The organism is Rhodanobacter denitrificans, from assembly GCF_000230695.2.
Taxonomy (GTDB): domain Bacteria; phylum Pseudomonadota; class Gammaproteobacteria; order Xanthomonadales; family Rhodanobacteraceae; genus Rhodanobacter; species Rhodanobacter denitrificans.
The window spans coordinates 3,491,819-3,508,889 of the sequence record NC_020541.1; the positions used below are offsets into that span (position 1 = coordinate 3,491,819).

Annotated in this window: 14 protein-coding genes and 1 tRNA gene; 7 read left to right on the plus strand and 8 right to left on the minus strand. The window is 67.7% G+C overall.

Translation table 11 applies throughout. The features are described from left to right. Positions 1-26: 26 nt before the first annotated feature. From R2APBS1_RS16050 to R2APBS1_RS16075, 6 genes are all read right to left on the minus strand, one after another. Positions 27-1,310 (minus strand): sensor histidine kinase, encoded by a 1,284-nt coding sequence (locus R2APBS1_RS16050; RefSeq protein ID WP_007509414.1) that lies wholly within the window; start codon positions 1,308-1,310, stop codon positions 27-29. Beyond that, the gene (locus R2APBS1_RS16055; protein ID WP_007509416.1) at positions 1,294-1,980 is read right to left on the minus strand and encodes a response regulator transcription factor; all 687 of its coding nucleotides are present in this window, start codon (positions 1,978-1,980) and stop codon (positions 1,294-1,296) included. The genes R2APBS1_RS16050 and R2APBS1_RS16055 overlap by 17 nt, the downstream gene beginning before the upstream one ends. A 329-nt stretch (positions 1,981-2,309) precedes the next feature. Beyond that, positions 2,310-3,230, minus strand: coding sequence for a 30S ribosomal protein S6--L-glutamate ligase (gene rimK / locus R2APBS1_RS16060; RefSeq protein ID WP_015448731.1), 921 nt, complete (start codon positions 3,228-3,230; stop codon positions 2,310-2,312). 10 nt (positions 3,231-3,240) lie between these two features. Beyond that, entirely contained in the window at positions 3,241-3,693 is a 453-nt protein-coding gene (locus tag R2APBS1_RS16065; RefSeq protein ID WP_007509420.1) for an ATP-dependent zinc protease family protein, read from the minus strand. 184 nt (positions 3,694-3,877) lie between these two features. Then, on the minus strand, positions 3,878-5,503 hold the full coding sequence (gene ltrA, locus R2APBS1_RS16070) for a group II intron reverse transcriptase/maturase (RefSeq protein WP_015448732.1): 1,626 nt from the start codon (positions 5,501-5,503) through the stop codon (positions 3,878-3,880). A 16-nt stretch (positions 5,504-5,519) separates the two neighbouring features. Further along, positions 5,520-5,593: transfer RNA gene (locus R2APBS1_RS16075), tRNA-Gly, on the minus strand. A gap of 1,101 nt (positions 5,594-6,694) precedes the next feature. On the opposite strand from R2APBS1_RS16075, the gene R2APBS1_RS16080 reads away from it, so the two are divergent. Both R2APBS1_RS16080 and trmB read left to right on the plus strand, forming a co-directional pair. After that, positions 6,695-8,941, plus strand: a complete 2,247-nt coding sequence (locus R2APBS1_RS16080; RefSeq protein WP_015448733.1) for a DUF6600 domain-containing protein — start codon at positions 6,695-6,697, stop codon at positions 8,939-8,941. Between the two features lie 107 nt (positions 8,942-9,048). Continuing rightward, on the plus strand, positions 9,049-9,750 hold the full coding sequence (gene trmB / locus R2APBS1_RS16085) for a tRNA (guanosine(46)-N7)-methyltransferase TrmB (RefSeq protein WP_015448734.1): 702 nt from the start codon (positions 9,049-9,051) through the stop codon (positions 9,748-9,750). A 140-nt stretch (positions 9,751-9,890) separates the two neighbouring features. Here trmB and R2APBS1_RS16090 read toward each other — a convergent pair whose 3' ends face one another. Next, the gene (locus tag R2APBS1_RS16090) at positions 9,891-10,238 is read right to left on the minus strand and encodes an endonuclease domain-containing protein (RefSeq protein WP_015448735.1); all 348 of its coding nucleotides are present in this window, start codon (positions 10,236-10,238) and stop codon (positions 9,891-9,893) included. Positions 10,239-10,569: 331 nt separating this feature from the next. Here R2APBS1_RS16090 and R2APBS1_RS16095 point away from each other — a divergent pair, with 331 nt between their 5' ends. Continuing rightward, on the plus strand, positions 10,570-12,411 hold the full coding sequence (locus R2APBS1_RS16095; RefSeq protein ID WP_007509440.1) for an SLC13 family permease: 1,842 nt from the start codon (positions 10,570-10,572) through the stop codon (positions 12,409-12,411). Positions 12,412-12,508: 97 nt separating this feature from the next. Then, on the plus strand, positions 12,509-13,777 hold the full coding sequence (locus tag R2APBS1_RS16100; RefSeq protein ID WP_015448736.1) for a nucleotide sugar dehydrogenase: 1,269 nt from the start codon (positions 12,509-12,511) through the stop codon (positions 13,775-13,777). Positions 13,778-13,797: 20 nt separating this feature from the next. Here R2APBS1_RS16100 and R2APBS1_RS16105 read toward each other — a convergent pair whose 3' ends face one another. Then, positions 13,798-14,166: a Rieske (2Fe-2S) protein gene (locus tag R2APBS1_RS16105; protein ID WP_015448737.1), complete on the minus strand. Its 369-nt coding sequence runs from the start codon at positions 14,164-14,166 to the stop codon at positions 13,798-13,800. 78 nt (positions 14,167-14,244) lie between these two features. Between R2APBS1_RS16105 and R2APBS1_RS16110 the strand changes: the two genes are divergently transcribed. The 3 genes from R2APBS1_RS16110 (at position 14,245) to R2APBS1_RS16120 (ending at position 17,051) form a co-directional block, all read left to right on the plus strand. Beyond that, positions 14,245-14,514 (plus strand): hypothetical protein, encoded by a 270-nt coding sequence (locus tag R2APBS1_RS16110; protein ID WP_015448738.1) that lies wholly within the window; start codon positions 14,245-14,247, stop codon positions 14,512-14,514. A 42-nt stretch (positions 14,515-14,556) separates the two neighbouring features. Next, on the plus strand, positions 14,557-15,483 hold the full coding sequence (gene yedA / locus R2APBS1_RS16115; RefSeq protein ID WP_007509449.1) for a drug/metabolite exporter YedA: 927 nt from the start codon (positions 14,557-14,559) through the stop codon (positions 15,481-15,483). A gap of 179 nt (positions 15,484-15,662) precedes the next feature. Beyond that, complete coding sequence (locus tag R2APBS1_RS16120; RefSeq protein WP_027484561.1) at positions 15,663-17,051, plus strand: short-chain fatty acid transporter; 1,389 nt, start codon at positions 15,663-15,665, stop codon at positions 17,049-17,051. Positions 17,052-17,071: the final 20 nt, after the last annotated feature.

Consider the following 17,071-nt stretch of genomic DNA (forward strand, 5'->3'; position numbering starts at 1 on the left):
CCCTTGCGCAGCAGGAAGGAGAGGTGTCAGCTGAACCTGATGCTGGCGATCGCGCCGTTGGCGTCGGTGCGCGGGCGCATCGAGACGTCCCAGCCGTAGAGTTCGCACAGGCGGCGCACGATCGCCAGGCCGAGGCCGGCGCCGCTGCCGCCGGCGCCTTCGCCGCGCACACCGCGCTGGAACAGCCGCTCGGCGTCCTCCGGCTTGATCCCGGGGCCGGTGTCGATCACCTCGATGCGGCCATCGCCCACTTCGACGCGCACGCTGCCTTCGAGGGTGTACTTGATCGCGTTGCCGATCAGGTTGGTCAGCGCCACCGACAGCACCGAGGCCGGCGCGTTGACGCTGACCGGTGCGTTGACGGCAAGCTCGATGCTCAGCGGCTTGCCGCGCATCTGCGGGCGCTGGCTCTCGATCACGTCGGCGGCGACCTTGCCCACCTCGGTGGTCTCGCCGCGGGTGGGACCGCGCCGCTCGGCGCGCGACAGCAGCAGCAGCGCCTCGATCAGCTCGGTGGCCTGGCGCGAGGCGCGCTCGATGCGCTTCAGCCGCTCGCTCAGTTTCTCGGTGAGGTCGGGCGAACCCTGCAGCAATTCGGTGGTGGAGGCAATCACCGCCAGCGGCGTGCGCAGCTCGTGGCTGACGTCGGAATTGAACTCGCGGTCGCGCTCGACCATTGCGGTGAGCCGCGCCGAATACTCATCCAGCGCATGCGCCAGCTCGCCCACCTCGTCGTCGGCGAAATGCGGTGCCAGCGGCTCGGCCTTGCCGGCCTTGCGGAAATCGCGCAGGCGGTTGGCCAGCTCGCTGACCGGCTTGAGCACCTTGCGCGACAGCCACAGGCCGATCGCCAGCGAGAGCAGGCCGAACAGGAATACTGCACCGATGACGCTGAAGAGCAGTTGCTGCTTGCCGAGCTCTTCGCGCGACACGTCGTATTGCAGAAAGCTGATGATGCCGCCTTCGCGATAAACGGCCAGCTTGTAATGGTGTTCCTCGCCGTCCGGTCCCGGTTCGAAAATGTCGTGCACCCCGTTTTCGAGGCTCTGCCAGGTCAGCGGTGCCTTGTACAAGGTGCGATCACTGAGCACCGTGCCGGTGAGCAAGCGGGAGCCGCTGGGGGCACCGGGATGCTCGCGCGCCTGCTGATTCGCCCATTTGGCGTCGTCCATCAGGCTGGCGTTGACCAGCTGATCCTCCACCCGCGTGCGGATGTTCAACGCCGCAAATGCGAACAGCGCACTGAGGCCGAAGCCGAACAGCGCGAACGAGACGATGAGGCGGAACCGCAGCTTACGCCTGGACTGCATCCGGCTCGACCATCCGATAGCCAATGCCGTGCCGCGTGTGGATCAGCGGCTTGTCGAACGGCTTGTCGATCGCCGCGCGCAGGCCGTGGATGTGCACGCGCAGCGAATCGCTGTCCGGCAGCTCCTCGCCCCACACGCGCTGCTCCAGGTCCTGCCGGGTCACCACCGACGGGCTCGCTTCCATCAGCGCCTGCAGCAGCTTCAGGCCGATCGGGTTCAACTGGATCGACTTGCCCTCGCGGTTCACCGTCAGCGTGTCGAGGTTGAAGGTGAGGTCGGCCACCTTCAGCACGCGGCTCTGCGGGCCCTTGCCGCGGCGCGCCAGCACTTCCAGCCGCGCAGCCAGTTCCTGCAGCGCGAACGGCTTGGTCATGTAGTCGTCGGCGCCGGACTCGAAGCCGGTCAGCTTCTGTTCCAGCGCGTCGCGCGCGGTCAGCATCAGGATCGGGGTCTGCTTGTGCGCCTCGTGGCGCAGCTTGCGCGCTACTTCCAGGCCGTCCATGCCGGGCAGCGTGAGGTCGAGCACGATCACGTCGAAATCGTGCACCACCGCCAGGTGCAGGCCGGTCACGCCGTCGCCCGCAAAATCGACCACGTTGCCGCGGTCCTCCAGATAATCGCCGATGTTGGTCGCGATATCGCTGTTGTCTTCGATCACCAGTACGCGCATGGGTTACTCCTGCGCAGCCGGCGCACGGGCCGGCTGGAGCTGCAAGCTTAACAATCTTGGGTGAAGCCGGTGCGCCGGCCGCGCCGTGAAACTGAATGGGGCGCCGCGCAGGCAAGAAAAAGGCCCAGATGCACGACTTGCCGTCGCCACCTGGGCCCAAGCTACTGCCCCGATACCATTGTCTGCCTCACCGGGCCGTGCCGGCCGCCGTGCCGCAAAAAACAGTGGCTGCTTTATAGGGGGTCCGGGGTTACGGTGCGGTTAACCCGGTCTCATCCCGCCGCGATGCCTCGCCATGGGAGAGCCGCTTCCGCGGCGCGCGGGTCCGCTCAGGCCCTGACCGGCCTGCGATGCGGACGGGTTTCCGCAGACCCCTCGCGCGCCTGCGCCTCCAGCAGGCCCATGATCGCGCCGGCCACGTCCACACCGGTGGCGGCCTCGATCCCTTCCAGCCCGGGCGAGGCATTCACTTCCAGCAGCAGCGGGCCGCGCTTCGAGCGCAACAGGTCGACGCCGGCGATGCCCAGCCCCAGCGCGCCGGCGGCACGTACCGCGATGCGCTTCTCCTCGGCACTCAACACGGCCGCCAGCGCGGTACCGCCGCGGTGCAGGTTTGCGCGGAAATCGCCCGGTATGGCGTCGCGCTGCATCGCCGCCACCACCTTCTTGCCGACCACGAAGCAGCGCAGGTCGCTGCCCTTCGCCTCGGCCACGAACTCCTGCACCAGGAAGTTCGCGTACAGCCCGCGGAACGCCTCGATCACGCTCTGCGAGGCGGCGCGCTTCTCGGCCAGCACCACGCCGGTGCCCTGGCTGCCCTCGTTGAGCTTGATCACGTGCGGCGGGTCGCCGAGCAGGGCCAGCACGTCGTCGGCGTCGTCCGGGTTGTCGCCGAACACCGTCACCGGCATGTCGATGCCCTGCGCGGCGAGGATCTGCAGGCAGCGCAGCTTGTCGCGCGCACGCAGCACCGCGTCGGACGGATTCGGCGTGTACACGCCCATCATCTCCAGCTGGCGCAGCACCGCGGTGCCGTAGAACGTGCTGGTGGTGCCGATGCGCGGGATCACCGCGTCGATGTCGCGCACCTCCTTGCCCTTGTAGCGGATCGACGAGGCGCCCGGCGCGATGCGCACGTAGCAGCGCAGCGGATCGAACACGCGCACCACGTGCCCGCGCACGCGCGCGGCCTCGACCAGGCGCTTGGTCGAATAGAGTCGGGTATTGCGCGACAGGATCGCGATCTTCATGGAGTGGCCGTCATCGAAGGTCCGTGGCCGCGGTCACTGGCCGCGGCTGGGTGTAGGAACGCGCCGGGTCCACCGCAAAGCGCCCGCTCAGCGCGCTGCGGCCCAGCAACAGCGGAAACAGCATATGCCGGCGATCGGTCAGGTTGATGTCGACGCTGAACTGCTGCCCGGCCAGTTGTACTTCACTGCGGATGAACCAGCGCTCGGTGCGCCGGCCGCCGGTGTCGGTGACCGTGCGGCGATCCCATGCCGGCGCCTCGCAACGGGTTTCCACCGGCTGGCGCCGCCCGACATGCAGGGTGAAACGCAGCCAGGTGGCGCCGTCGCGCTGGAACTCCTCGAGGGTGTCCACATGCAGCGAACTGCTGCGCGCGCCGGTATCGAGCTTGGCCTTGAGCAGGCCGATACCCAGCTGCGGCAACGCCAGCCGCTCCCGCCAACCGAGGGTGATCAGGTCCGCCATGAGGATTCGGGATGACTCGGGGGCCGGAAGTGGAGCGGGTGAAGGGAATCGAACCCTCGTCAGTAGTCGGGTGGGAAGGTGGCCTCACGGCCACCCTCCCCCCTAAGAACCGTACGTGAGACTTTCGCCTCATACGGCTCAAGCAGCCAAGAACTCGATCCGCACCCGCGGGACGAGCGGCAGCCTATCCTTTCGCGCCACGTGCGTGCAACTGCTTGTGACACGTCGGGTGGAGCAACTGCAGGTTGGACAGTTTGTCTGACCCTCCATAAACCCTCCACACCACGTGGTGAACATTCCACCCCGTGGCCTTGGTGATCTTGGCGGAGCAGATTGGGCAGATGCCCTCCTGTCGGTTCCACAGCCAGTACAACCTCCTGCGTCCTTGCAGAGTGGACCGCATCCGCCGAGTCAGTCGCTCGTCGAAGTAGGCCTCGTCCTTTGGGTCGTATGGGTTGGTATCGGACCTAACCTTGACGTGCCTGACCACAGGAACCTTGGCCAGGTGAATCAGGCTGGACACATCCGTCCGAAAGAGCCAGTCGCGGGAATCGTCCCGGCGGAAGTACCGCCGCTTGATCCAACGCTTGCCCTTCATGGGATGCCGACGCGTTGCCCATCGCCATAGCGCGCGCGTGACCTGGTAATCCAGCTTTGCGAACGTCCGTGACGCATGCACGATTTGGTGGTAGTTGGCCCATCCCCTGAGAATCGGGTTGAGGGCGAACACCACGTCATCCTGCCTTGCGCCTCGCAGCTCACGCAGCCGGTCCCTGACCTTTGCGTAGAACGCTGTGGCGTTTCGTTTCGACGGGACAATGTTCAGGAATTGCTTGTGCTTCTGAACATGCCAGCCAAGGAAATCGAACCCTTCCGTCACGTGGGTGATTTTCGTTTTCTTCTCCGAGAGCGTGAGACCGCGCTCGGATAGGAAACCCACGATCAGCGGCTTGACCTTGGCTTCCAGGACCTCCTTCGAGATCGCAGTCACCACAAAGTCGTCCGCATACCGGATGAAATTCACCTTGTCCCGGCGTGGGAGGCTGTCTTTCAACAGCCGGTCCATGCCGTCCAACGCCAGGTTTGCCAAGCACGGGGAGATGATCCCGCCCTGTGGCGTACCTGCATCCGTCGGGAACAGTTTCCGACCCTCCACAAACCCGGCTTTGAGCCACTTCTCCAGCAAGCGCCGATCCATCGGCACGTTGCGCACCAGCCAGTCGTGGCTGATGTTGTCGAAGCACGCCTTGATATCGCCCTCCAGTACCCATTGCGGCGAATGTTCTCGGCTCAGTGCGTTGTGGCACTGGGCGATGGCATCTGCCGTTGAGCGTCCGGAGCGAAAGCCGTACGAGTTGAGGTCACCTCGGGTTTCCGCGACAGGATCGAGTGCAAGCCAGTGCAGCGCCTGCATGGTTCGGTCCTTCATCGTGGGTATGCCTAAGGGCCGCTTCCCGCCACTGGCCTTCGGGATGTGGATCCTGCGAAGCGGTTTGGGACGGTACCCGCGCGAATCCAGCGCTGATATCGCCTTCCACTTCTCCTTGGGCGTGGACCAAGTGAGACCATCCACACCGGGGGTCTTCCGGCCTTGGTTCTCCGTAACTCGACGTACCGCGACTGCTCGTGCGGTAGTCGAGCGGACTAGCAACTTTTGCAACCGTTTCACGGTGCGCCAGTTTTCGTCCTTTGCTGCCTTCGCTATGCGTGCCTGCAACCTCCTGACGTGTTGGAACGCTTCGGCCCACGGGATCGTGTGCCACTGGTTCCAGCGCGCGGAGGCGACATCGCCAAGGGTATTGGCGTCCATATCAGTCCTCCAAAGTTGGAGCGGGTGAAGGGAATCGAACCCTCGTCAGTTGCTTGGGAAGCAACAGCTCTACCATTGAGCTACACCCGCCCATGACCCTTTGGGGATGGACGCCCCCTGATGGGGATCGTCACCCCATCGGGAGTCGGTTGTCAGACCTGTCTAGCGACAGGCCACCACGCGGAAGTCTGCACCCTTTCGGGTCGGGGCGATCGTTTCATCCCCTATCCCAGCCATTACAGCCGGGCCTTCGCTTCTTCCGCGATCCTGTGCCCGCTAAGCCTTCAACAATCCTTGCGGTTTGTCTAGTCGGCACCAAGGTGCCGACAGCCTATCGGGGTTTCCACGTTCCGTACAAGTAACAGTGTAGCTAGGGTTCCACCTTTTCGCCGGAGGTACTTCATCAGCGCATTCCCACCAAGCAGGGGAATGACCGACCTCGTCCCTTTTGGGTTGGGCCCAGATGCGTTTGGCCCATCTAGCTTGACGACGTTTAGATGGTGGTTCGCTTGCGCTAACCCTTGCTGCACAGCCTAGCGCCTATTCGGATGCATCTTCCGAGGTCACGCTGGCCCCTCGCGGGACTGGCGTACCCGTGAGGGTGGCTACATTGTCAGAGCGCTTGGCACGGAACCGTTTCCAGTTCCGCACTGCTCCTAGGCTACCGGTGGCTGAACACCGGGTCAGTTCGGCCTAAGGCCGACTGACAATTACTCGCACGGCGTTCGCCGTGTACTGCGTCGATACCGGGATGACCAGCAAAGTGCTGACCACTTGCCCAGAGACCGGCGCAACGTGTCACGGATTCGGGCCGTGTCCCGCCTTGCGCACCGTGGGTGCATGGGGCTTCGGTTACCAGGCTATGAGGCCCTGGCTGCCTTTAACGCGCACGTACACGGCTCGTGTCGCACGCTTGGGAAGCTACAGCTCTACCATTGAGCTACACCCGCCTTGGCCGGCGGATGGTAACCCGGGATTCGCGTGGTTGAAAAGCTCGCGGGAACGAAGAGCACCCCTCACCGGCCATGCCGGGGCGGGCGCAGAACTGCGGCGCGGCGCCCAACGCGTGCTGAACAGCCCTCTGCGCATACTCTGGCGATGGTCATCGCCGGCCCGACAATGCACGTTGACCGCACCATGACGAACACCCGCCCCGCTCCAGTCTCATACGCACGCCCGAAGGAGAGCCGCATGCCCAGGTTTGCCGAGTCCCCTGTTTCGTGGCGCCGCCGCTGGCGAGCACTGGCGCTCGTGCTGCTGTGCATGGCGGCGGGACTGGCCCACGCTCAATCCGGCGCCGATGACCGCGCCGCCCCGCCGAGCCGGGTGGCGCGGCTGTCGTACATCGCCGGCGACCTCGGTTTCCTGCCTGCCGGCGCGAAAGACTGGAGCGACGCCAACATCAACCGGCCGCTGACCCGCGGCGACAAGCTGTCGACCGCCCGCGGCGCGCGCGCCGAACTGGAGTTCGGCGGCGGCACGTTGCGCATCGACGGGCGGACCGACCTCGGCCTGCTCGACCTCGACGACAACCTGGCCCAGATCGAGTTGACCCAGGGCACGCTCAGCCTCACCGTACGCCGCCTCGACGACGGCCAGAGCTACGAGATCGACACCCCGACGGTGGCGCTGGTGGCCGACCAGCCCGGCACCTTCCGCGTCGACGTCGACGACCGCGACGGCAGCACCCGGGTCACCGCGCTCGACGGCAGCGCCACCGTGTTCGGCGAGAACAATGCGCAGCGCCCGATCAACCCCGGCCGCAGCTACCGCTTCGCCGACGCCAGCCTGGCGATGGTGACGATCACCGACGTCGATGGCGGCGACGCGTTCGACGACTGGGCCAGCCAGCGCGATCGCCGCTACACGCGCTCATCCAGCCGCCGCTACGTGTCCGAGGACGTGGTGGGCTACCAGGACCTCGACCGCTATGGCAGCTGGCGGGAAACCCGCGAGTACGGCGCGGTGTGGTATCCCTCCGACATCGGCGTCGACTGGGCGCCGTACCGCAGCGGCCACTGGGCGTACATCGCGCCCTGGGGCTGGACCTGGGTGGACGACGCGCCGTGGGGCTTCGCGCCCTACCACTACGGCCGCTGGGCCTGGGTCGGCGGCGGCTGGGGCTGGATCCCGGGCCCGCTCGAGGTACGCCCGGTCTACGCGCCGGCGCTGGTGGCCTTCGTCGGTGGCGGCGGCTGGTCGATCGGCATCGGCAGCGCGCCGGTGGGCTGGTTCCCGCTCGGCCCGGGCGAGGTCTACAACCCGTGGTACCGCTGCGACCGCAGCTACTACACGCGCGTCAACGTCACCAACATCTACGTGCACAACACGATCAACCGCACCACGGTGATCAACAACATCAACCACCAGTACAACTACTACCGCACGGGCCGACCGCTCCGCGACGTCAGCTATGCCAACCGCATGGCGCCGCGCGGCTTCACCGCCGTGCCCGGCAGGAGCTTCGCCGAAGGGCGCCGCGTGCAACGCGACCGGCTCGATGTCGATCCGCGCAAGCTCGCCAGCGCACCGGTGCCGGTGCGCGGCATCGACCGCCTGCGTCCGCAGGACAACCCCAACCGGCCGCCGCGCAGCGCGCACGCGCGCGACCTGCCCGCCGGCGGCTTCGACCGCGAGGTAGTGGCGCGACGCGCACCACCCGCGCCGGCCCGCGAGGCAGCCTTCACCGGCCGCGGCGACAATCGCTACGCCGCGCCGCGCAGCAACGTGCGCGTGCTCGACGGCGCGGACCGGCCCGAGCGCAGCCAGCGGCTGGAGGTGACCGATCGCAACGGCGCCGGCCCGCGCCGGCCGGCGACCATGCCCGGTCAGCTTCCGGTGGCTCCGCGCATCACCGCAGCCGGCCCCGGGGACCGACCGCAGCCGCCGCGCGACGCTGCCGAATTGCGCTCGGCCCGTTTCGCGCATCCGCGTGGCCGCGACGACACGACCCGCCCCGAGGCGATGCCGCGCCCGGGCGTCAGCTACATCGCGCCCGCCGCCGAAGGGCGGCCGCGTGCGATCCCGGACAACCGCCCGCTGCCATCGGAGCCGGCGCCGATCCGTCGCGCCGAATCCCGCCGCCTGCCGACGCCAGCGGACGATGGCCGCTTCCAGCGCTACCCGTCCGAACGCGCCATGCAGCAGCAACGACCGCAGCCGATGGAGCCAACGGTGCGCGAACCGGCCGCGTCGCGTTTCCAGCGGCCCGAACCCGCGCCGCGCGAATCCATGCGCGAATCACCGCGCCCGCTGCCCGCCCCGGACCGCGGCGAACCGATGCCGCGCTACCAGCCGCCGCAACAAGTGATGCCGCAGCCGCGCGCCATGCCGGAGCCGCGCGCGATGCCGGAGCCGCGCGCCGAGGCGCGGCAGCCGCAGCGCAGCGATGCGCCCAACCGCAAGCGGCAGGTGGACGAAAACCAGGGAGAGCACTGAGCCTGGCCGCCGCTCCCTTGCGTGCGCGGAAGAAGCAGCGCATGAAGCGGTTGCCCGCCCCTGCTGCAGGGGCGGGCTGGAGTGGGGCAAGGCTCTACAATGCACGGATGCCGACGACCGACGACACCACCCCCGAATACATGCGCCGCATCCGCAGCTTCGTACTGCGCGAAGGACGCATGACGCCGGCGCAGCAGCGCGCCTTCGACACGCTGTGGTCGCGCTTCGGCATCGACTACCGCGGTGCCCCGCACGACTTCGCGGCAAGCTTCGGTCGCGCCGCGCCGCGGGTGCTGGAAATCGGCTTCGGCAACGGCGAGGCGCTGGCCTGGGCCAGCGAGCACGATCAGGCACGCGACTTCATCGGCGTGGAAGTGCACGGCCCCGGCGTGGGCCGGCTGATGAACGCGCTGGCCGCGCGCGACGCGACCAACGTGCGGCTGTACAAGCATGATGCGGTGGAAGTGCTGCAGCACGAGATCGCTCCGGGCACGCTGACCGAGGCGCGCATCTGGTTTCCCGACCCGTGGCACAAGAAGCGCCACAACAAGCGCCGCCTGATCCAGCCCGAGTTCGTCGCCCTGCTCGCCTCGCGCATGGTTCCGAACGGCCTGCTGCACCTGGCCACCGATTGGCTGCCTTACGCCGAGCACATGCTCGAGGTGATGGAAGCCGCCCCGGGCTGGCGCAACGCCACCGGCCCCAGCCAGTACGCCGAAAAGCCGGAATGGCGCATCGAAACCCACTTCGAGCGGCGCGGACTGAAGCTGGGGCATGGGGTGTGGGATCTGCTGTATCGGAAGGTTTGAATCAAGAGCGACCCCACCCCGGCCCTCCCCTGCGATGCAGGGGAGGGAGAACATCCGGCTCCGCTTTTCCTCCCGTGAAGCATGAGAGGCGACATGCGCCCTGCTCCCTCCCCTGCTTGCAGGGGAGGGTTGGGGTGGGGTCAAGCTTTTGATCTTTCCTCCAGCACCCGAAAAATCTCCGCCACCACATCATCGGTGCGCAGCAGCACGTCGTCATTCCAGAAGCGCAGCACGCGATAACCTTCGCGCTGCAAGGCCGCGGTGCGGCGCTGGTCGTACGCCAGCGCATCGAGATGCTGCCCGCCATCCAGCTCGACCACCAGCCTCGCCGGCACGCAGACGAAGTCCGCGATGTAGCCAGCCAGCGGATACTGGCGGCGGAACTTGTGCCCGCCCAGCTGCTGCCGGCGCAGGAAGTACCACAGGCGACGCTCGGCATCGGTGCTTCCGTTGCGGAGCTGGCGGGCGCGGATCCACTTGAGGTGCATGGCGAGTCCTTCGCTGGGGTTGAGGGAAGAGCTTTACCCCCTCCCAACCTCCCCCTGCGAGCAGGGGGAGGAGCAAAGCGTCGTACTCCATCCACTACGTTCAAGGTGAGGGCCGAGCGCCGTGCTCCCTCCCCTGCTTGTCCCAAAGGGACTTCCTTCCGTCGCAGGGGAGGGCCGGGGTGGGGTCGCTCTTGGCTCTTGATTCACCAGCAACCGCGCCGCGCCGCTTATACTCGCGCTCATCCGCCCAGGGACGAATCGACAGCAGCGTGAAGCTTCCACTGCCCCTCCGCATCCAACGCAAGCCGCTGCGCCGCAGGGACGTCGGCTGATGGCACTCTCGCTCACCCCCGAAATGATCCTGGTGCTCGGGCTGGTGGGCTTCACCATGCTGATGCTGGTGCTGGAGTGGATCCGCGCCGACATGGTGGCGCTGCTGGTGGTGGTGGTGATCGGGCTGACCGGGCTGATCCCGTCCGATCGCGTGTTCAACGGCTTCGCCGGCAACGCGGTGATCGCGATCATCGCGATCATGATCATGGGCGAGGGGCTGGACCGCGCCGGCGTGCTCAACCTCACCGCGAACTTCGTGATGCGCATGGCGCGCGGCATGGAATCGCGCCTGGGCGTGGTGATCAACCTGGTCGCCAGCCTGTTCAGCGCGGTGATCCCCAGCCAGGCGCTGGCGGCGCTGATGATCCCGGTGTCGAGCCGGCTGGCCGCGCGCACCGGCGTGCCGCTGTCGCGGCTGCTGCTGCCGATGGCGTTCTGCATCCTCACCGCCACCAACACCACGCTGATCGCGAACTCGCCGCTGATCGTGCTGAACGACCTGATCGCCAGCGCCAACGTGAACCTGCCGCCGGGCGCGCACACGATCCCGAAGTTCGGCCTGTTCAGCGTCACCCCGATCGGCCTGACCCTGGCGCTGCTGGGCGTCGGCTACTTCTACTTCTTCGGCCGCAAGCTGCTGCCCGGGCACGAGGACGAGCGGCTGAAGGTGACGCCGGGGCGCACCGAGAGCTACTTCGCCGAGACCTACGGCATCGTCGGCGAGACCGCCGAGCTCACCGTCACCGCGGAAAGCCCGCTGGTCGGCATGAGCATCGGCGAGGTCGAGCAATTGCACGGCGCGCCGCTGATCCTGGCGATCAGGAGCGGCAACGACGCACGCATGGCGCCGCCGGCCGACCACGTGATCTGGGTCGGCTCGGTGCTCGGCGTGCTCGGCCCGCGCGAGCAGCTGAACCAGTTCGCCAACAACCAGCTGTGCCGGCTGTCCACCCGCATGCGCCAGCTCGGCGAGCTGTTCAACCCGACCCGCGCCGGCATTTCCGAGGTGGTGATCCCGCCGGTGTCGCGCTTCATCAGGCACACCGTGGGCGAGCTGCGCCTGCGCAAGCGCTTCGGCATCTCGGTGCTGGCGGTGAACCGCGGCGACCAGGTATTCCGCGACGATGTGCGCGCGGTCAGCCTGCGCGCCGGCGACACCGTGGTGCTGCACAGCAACTGGCGCGACCTGTCGCTCGCCGCGGAGGACCGCGACCTGGTCGTCGTCACCGACATCCCGAAGGAGCAGCAGCGCCCCGGCAAGATCTGGCAGGCGGTGGGTTTCTTCGTGCTGGCCAAGTGCCTGGCGCTGTTCACCAACCTCGACCTGTCGGTGGCGATGATGACCGGCGCGATCGGCATGCTGCTGTCCGGCGTGCTGAACATGGACGAGGCCTACAAGGCGATCAACTGGAAGACGATCTTCGTCACCGCCTGCCTGATCCCGCTGGGCTGGTCGATGGACGCCACCGGTACCGCCGCGTGGATCGCCCAGGTGGTGCTGGACCACCTGGGCAGCGCGTCGCCGTGGCTTCTGCAGCTGTGCCTGGCCGTGCTCACGCTGCTGTTCTCGCAGGTGATGTCCAACGTGGGCGCCACCGTGATGATGGTCCCGATCGCGATCAGCGTGGCGGTGGCCACCGGCGGCAACCCTTCGGCGTACGCACTGATCGTGGCGGTGTCCTCCTCCAACACCTTCCTGCTCAGCTCCGGCCACCCCGCGCTGATGATGGTCACCGGCCCCGGCGGCTACAAGGGCAAGGATTTCCTGCGCGTGGGCCTGCCGCTGACCTTGCTGGTCCTGATCGCCACCCTGGTGGCGATCAACCTGCTGTTCCATTGAACGCACGCCAGGCGCGGCGACAGCAACCCGCATCGCTGGTATTTTCTCCGCCGGATCGCGCATCGCTCGCCGCGCCGCCAGCCATAGGGATACACACTTGAACGAACCCAGAATTGCCATCATCGGGCTCGGCTACGTCGGGCTGCCGCTTGCCGTGGCGTTCGGCCGACTGCTCGACACCGTCGGCTTCGACACCAGCGTCGGCCGGGTCGACGAGCTGTGCCGGGGCCGCGATCACACGCTCGAAACCTCGGCCGAAGAGCTCGCCGCCGCGGACCGGCTCCGCTTCACCACCGACGTGCAGGACATCGCGCCGTGCAACGTCTTCATCGTCACCGTGCCGACTCCGGTCGACGAGGCAAACCGGCCGGACATGCGCCCGCTGGAAAGCGCCAGCGCCAGCATCGGCAGCGTGCTCAAGCGTGGCGACGTGGTGATCTACGAATCCACCGTCTACCCCGGTACCACCGAGGAGATCTGCGTGCCGGTGCTGGAGCGGGCTTCCGGGCTGCGCTTCAACCACGATTTCACCTGCGGCTACAGCCCGGAGCGGATCAACCCCGGCGACAAGCTGCACCGGCTGCCCACGATCATGAAGATCACCTCCGGCTCCACCGCGGAGACCGCCGACTTCGTCGACGCGCTGTACCGGCGCATCATCACCGCCGGCACGCACCAGGCGTCCAGCATCAAGGTGGCCGAGGCGGCCAAGGTGATCGAGAACACCCAGCGCGACGTCAACATCGCGCTGGTGAACGAGCTGGCGATGATCTTCAACACCATGGGCATCGACACCCAGGACGTGCTGGACGCCGCCGGCACCAAATGGAACTTCCTGCCGTTCAAGCCCGGCCTGGTCGGCGGCCACTGCATCGGGGTGGACCCGTACTACCTCACCCACAAGGCCACCATCCTCGGCTACAACGCCGAACTGATCCTCACCGCGCGCCGCATCAACAGCCGCATGGGCCTGCACGTGGCGCACCGGGTGATGCGGCTGATGGCGAACAAGCGCATCCACGTGGTCGACTCGCGCATCCTGGTGCTGGGCCTGACCTTCAAGGAGAACTGCCCGGACCTGCGCAATACCCGCGTGGTGGAAATCGTGCGCGAACTCGAAACCGCGCATGCCCGGGTGGACGTGTACGACCCCTGGGCCGATCCCGCCGAGGCGGAGGAAAAGCTCGGCATCCGCCCGATCGATGCCCCCGCTGCCGGCAGTTACGACGCCATCGTGCTGGCCGTGGCGCACCAGGCCTTCCTCGACCTGGGCAGCGAGGGCATCCGCCGCTTCGGCCGCGAGCACTGCGCACTGTTCGACATCAAGAGCCTGTTGCCGGCCACCACGGTCGACGGCCGGCTCTAGACGCTCTCCGCTCGCGCCGATCAGGCCTTGTCCTGCAGCAACCTCACCTCGCCCGCCTCCACGCTTAGCGCCACTGCGCGCAGGTGTTCGCCGCGGCACGGTCCGCCGATGCACAGGCCGTCGCCCTGGCTGAAGGTGGCGCCGTGCACGGCGCAGGTCAGGGTGTCGTTCTTCAGCAGGAACTTGCCGGGGGCGTAGTCGAGGCGGCGACCGGCGTGCGGGCAGACGTTGAGATAGCCACGTACCTGCGTGCCCTGCCGCAACAGGATCAGGCTGCCCTCGCCGTCGGGCAGGCGCGCATCGACCGCGGTGGCGCCGCCGTCGGGGATCTCGTCCAGCCGGCACAGCGCCTGCCGATCCGGCAATTGAACGGGACTGAATGTATCCATCGGCACTTGCCTCGCAGGCCGGATGGCCCCATGGTTGCTCGCGCAAGTCGTTGATTTTACCACACGGATTTTTAACACATGTACTTTGCCTTGCCTTCCCTTCGTCGTCCCCGCCACCCGTTGGCGCGCGCCCTGTCGTTGCTGCTGGGCGCGGCGGTGCTGGGCGTGCTGCTGGTGTTCGGGCTGGTGGTGGCCGGCGTGCTGCTGGTCGGCGGCCTCGTGCTGCTGGCCGTGCGCCAGTGGAAGCCGACTCGCGCACCGGCGAGGCCGACGGCATCCGGCGCCCAGCCGGCCGTGCTGGAAGGCGAGTTCGTGGTGATCCGTCAGGGCCGGCCCGTCGCGCACTGAGCCATCCGGCGGATAATGCGCCGCCCCCACGCGATTCCCCTCATGTCCGATACCCCTGCCCCCGTCGCGGCCGCAACGCCGCGCAGCCTGAGCGATCCCCGCTTCCTGATCCCGCTGGCGCTGCTCGCGCTGTACGTGATCTGGGGCTCGACCTACCTGGGCATCCGTTTCGCGCTGGAAAGCTGGCCACCGTTCCTGCTCGCCGGCGTTCGCTTCCTCGCCGCCGGCGTGGCGCTGTACGGCTTCCTGCGCTGGCGCGGGATGGCCCCGCCGACACGACTGCAGTGGCGCAACGCGGCGATCACCGGCCTGCTGCTGCTCGGCCTGGGCAACGGCTTGGTGTGCTTCGCGGAGCAGCGGGTGAGCTCGGGCATCGCCGCGGTGGCGGTGGCCAGCATGCCGTTGTTTGCGGCGTTGTTTTCCGGCATGTATGGCGAGTGGCCGCACCGGCGCGAATCGATCGGCCTGGCCATCGGCTTCGCCGGCGTGATCGTGCTGAACCTGGGCAGCAGCCTGGCTGGCTCGTCGACCGGTGCGGTCGCCCTGCTGGTGGCCGCGGCGGCATGGGCGTTCGGCTCGGTGTGGAGCCGGCGCCAGGTGATGCCGCCCGGTCCGATGAACACCGCCGCGCAGATGATCTGCGGCAGCATCGCCCTGCTTGGTTTCGCCCTGCTCAGCGGCGAACGGCTGCCGCTGCACCCCAGCCTGCGTTCGACGCTGGCGATCCTCTACCTGGCGGTGTTCGGTTCGATCATCGCGTTCAGCGCCTACCTGTACGTGCTCAGGCACGCGCGCCCGGCGCTGGCCACCAGCTACGCCTATGTGAACCCGCCGGTGGCAGTGCTGTTCGGCGTGTTGCTGGCCGGCGAGCACGTGGGGCCGTTCGACCTGGCCGGCATGGCGATCATCCTGGCCGGCGTGGCGGTGATCACGCTGGCAAAGAGCAAGGGAAACACGGCAAAGCCATAGGAGCCCTCTCGCGGGCGATGCTCTTGCTTTCGCGAATCCCGGCCTTCAAAGCATCGCCCGCGAGCGGGCTCCTGCCTGGTGTTCTCGACCATGGTCGGCTTGCCCCTGCGGCCGCCGCAGCGCGACGATGGCGCAATTCACCGGCGGAGAGCAGCATGAACGCATCGCAGGACGGCTGGATGGCGCGCGCGGCGTTGCGCAGCGCGGCATGGGCGGAGCGCTGGTTTCCCGATGCCTGGGTGTTTGCCGCACTGGGTGTGGTCGTGGTGGCGCTGGCCGCCTTCAGTTTCGGTGCCACGCCGACGGCGACGGTCACCGCCTTCGGCGACGGCTTCTGGAGCCTGATCCCGTTCACCATGCAGATGGCGTTCGTGGTGATCGGCGGCTACGTGCTGGCCACCGCGCCGGTGGTGGCGCGCTTCATCGACGTGCTGGCGCGCGCGCCACGCACGGGACGCGGGGCGATCGTGTACATTGCGCTGGTCAGCATGCTGGCCTCGCTGCTCTCGTGGGGTTTCTCGCTGGTGTTCGGCGGCCTCTTGGTGCGCGCACTGGCGCGGCGCGGCGATCTGCACATGGACTACCGCGCGGCCGGCGCCGCGGCCTACCTCGGTCTTGGCGCGATCTGGGCGATGGGCCTGTCCTCGTCGGCGGCGCAGCTGCAGGCGAACCCGGCCAGCATGCCGCCGGGACTGCTGGCGATCACCGGCGTGCTGCCCTTCAGCCAGACGATTTTCCTGTGGCAGTCGATCGTGCTGACCGCGGTGCTGATCGTGGTGTCGCTGCTGGTGTGCTGGTTTACCGCGCCGTCGGACGCGAACGCGCGCACTTCAAGGGATTTCGACGTGGGCGAAACCTCGACGCCGGCGCTGCCGCCGCGCACGCGCCCGGGCGAGTGGCTGGAATACAGCCCGGCGCTGTCGATGGCGATCGGCCTGCTGGGCCTGGGCTGGCTCGGCCACGAGTTCGCCAGCAAGAGCGCGGTCACCGCGATCGCCAACCTCAATACCTACAACTTCCTGTTCCTGACCCTCGGCATCCTGCTGCACTGGCGCCCACGCAGCTTCCTCGACGCAGTGAGCCGCGCGGTGCCGAGCACGTCCGGCGTGCTGATCCAGTTTCCGCTGTACGGCGGCATCGCCGCGCTGCTCACCCACGTGCCAGGCGCCGACGGCGCCACCCTGGCGCACCGGCTGTCGAACCTGTTCGTGCACGTCGCCGGCACCGAGAGCTTTCCGGCGGTGATGGGCGCGTACTCGGCGATCCTGGGCTTCTTCGTGCCCTCCGGCGGCGGCAAGTGGCTGGTCGAGGCGCCGTACGTGATGCAGGCGGCGAACGACCTGCACGTGCACCTGGGCTGGGCGGTGCAGGTCTACAACGCGGCCGAGGCGCTGCCGAACCTGATCAACCCGTTCTGGATGCTGCCGCTGCTCGGCGTGCTGGGGCTGAAGGCGCGCGACGTGGTCGGCTACACCTTCATCCAGCTGGTGGTGCATGTGCCGCTGGTGCTGGGCATGCTGTGGCTGCTGGGGCTGACGCTGAGCTACGTGCCGCCGGTGATGCCGTAGAAGCGCACCCTGTGCGCGAA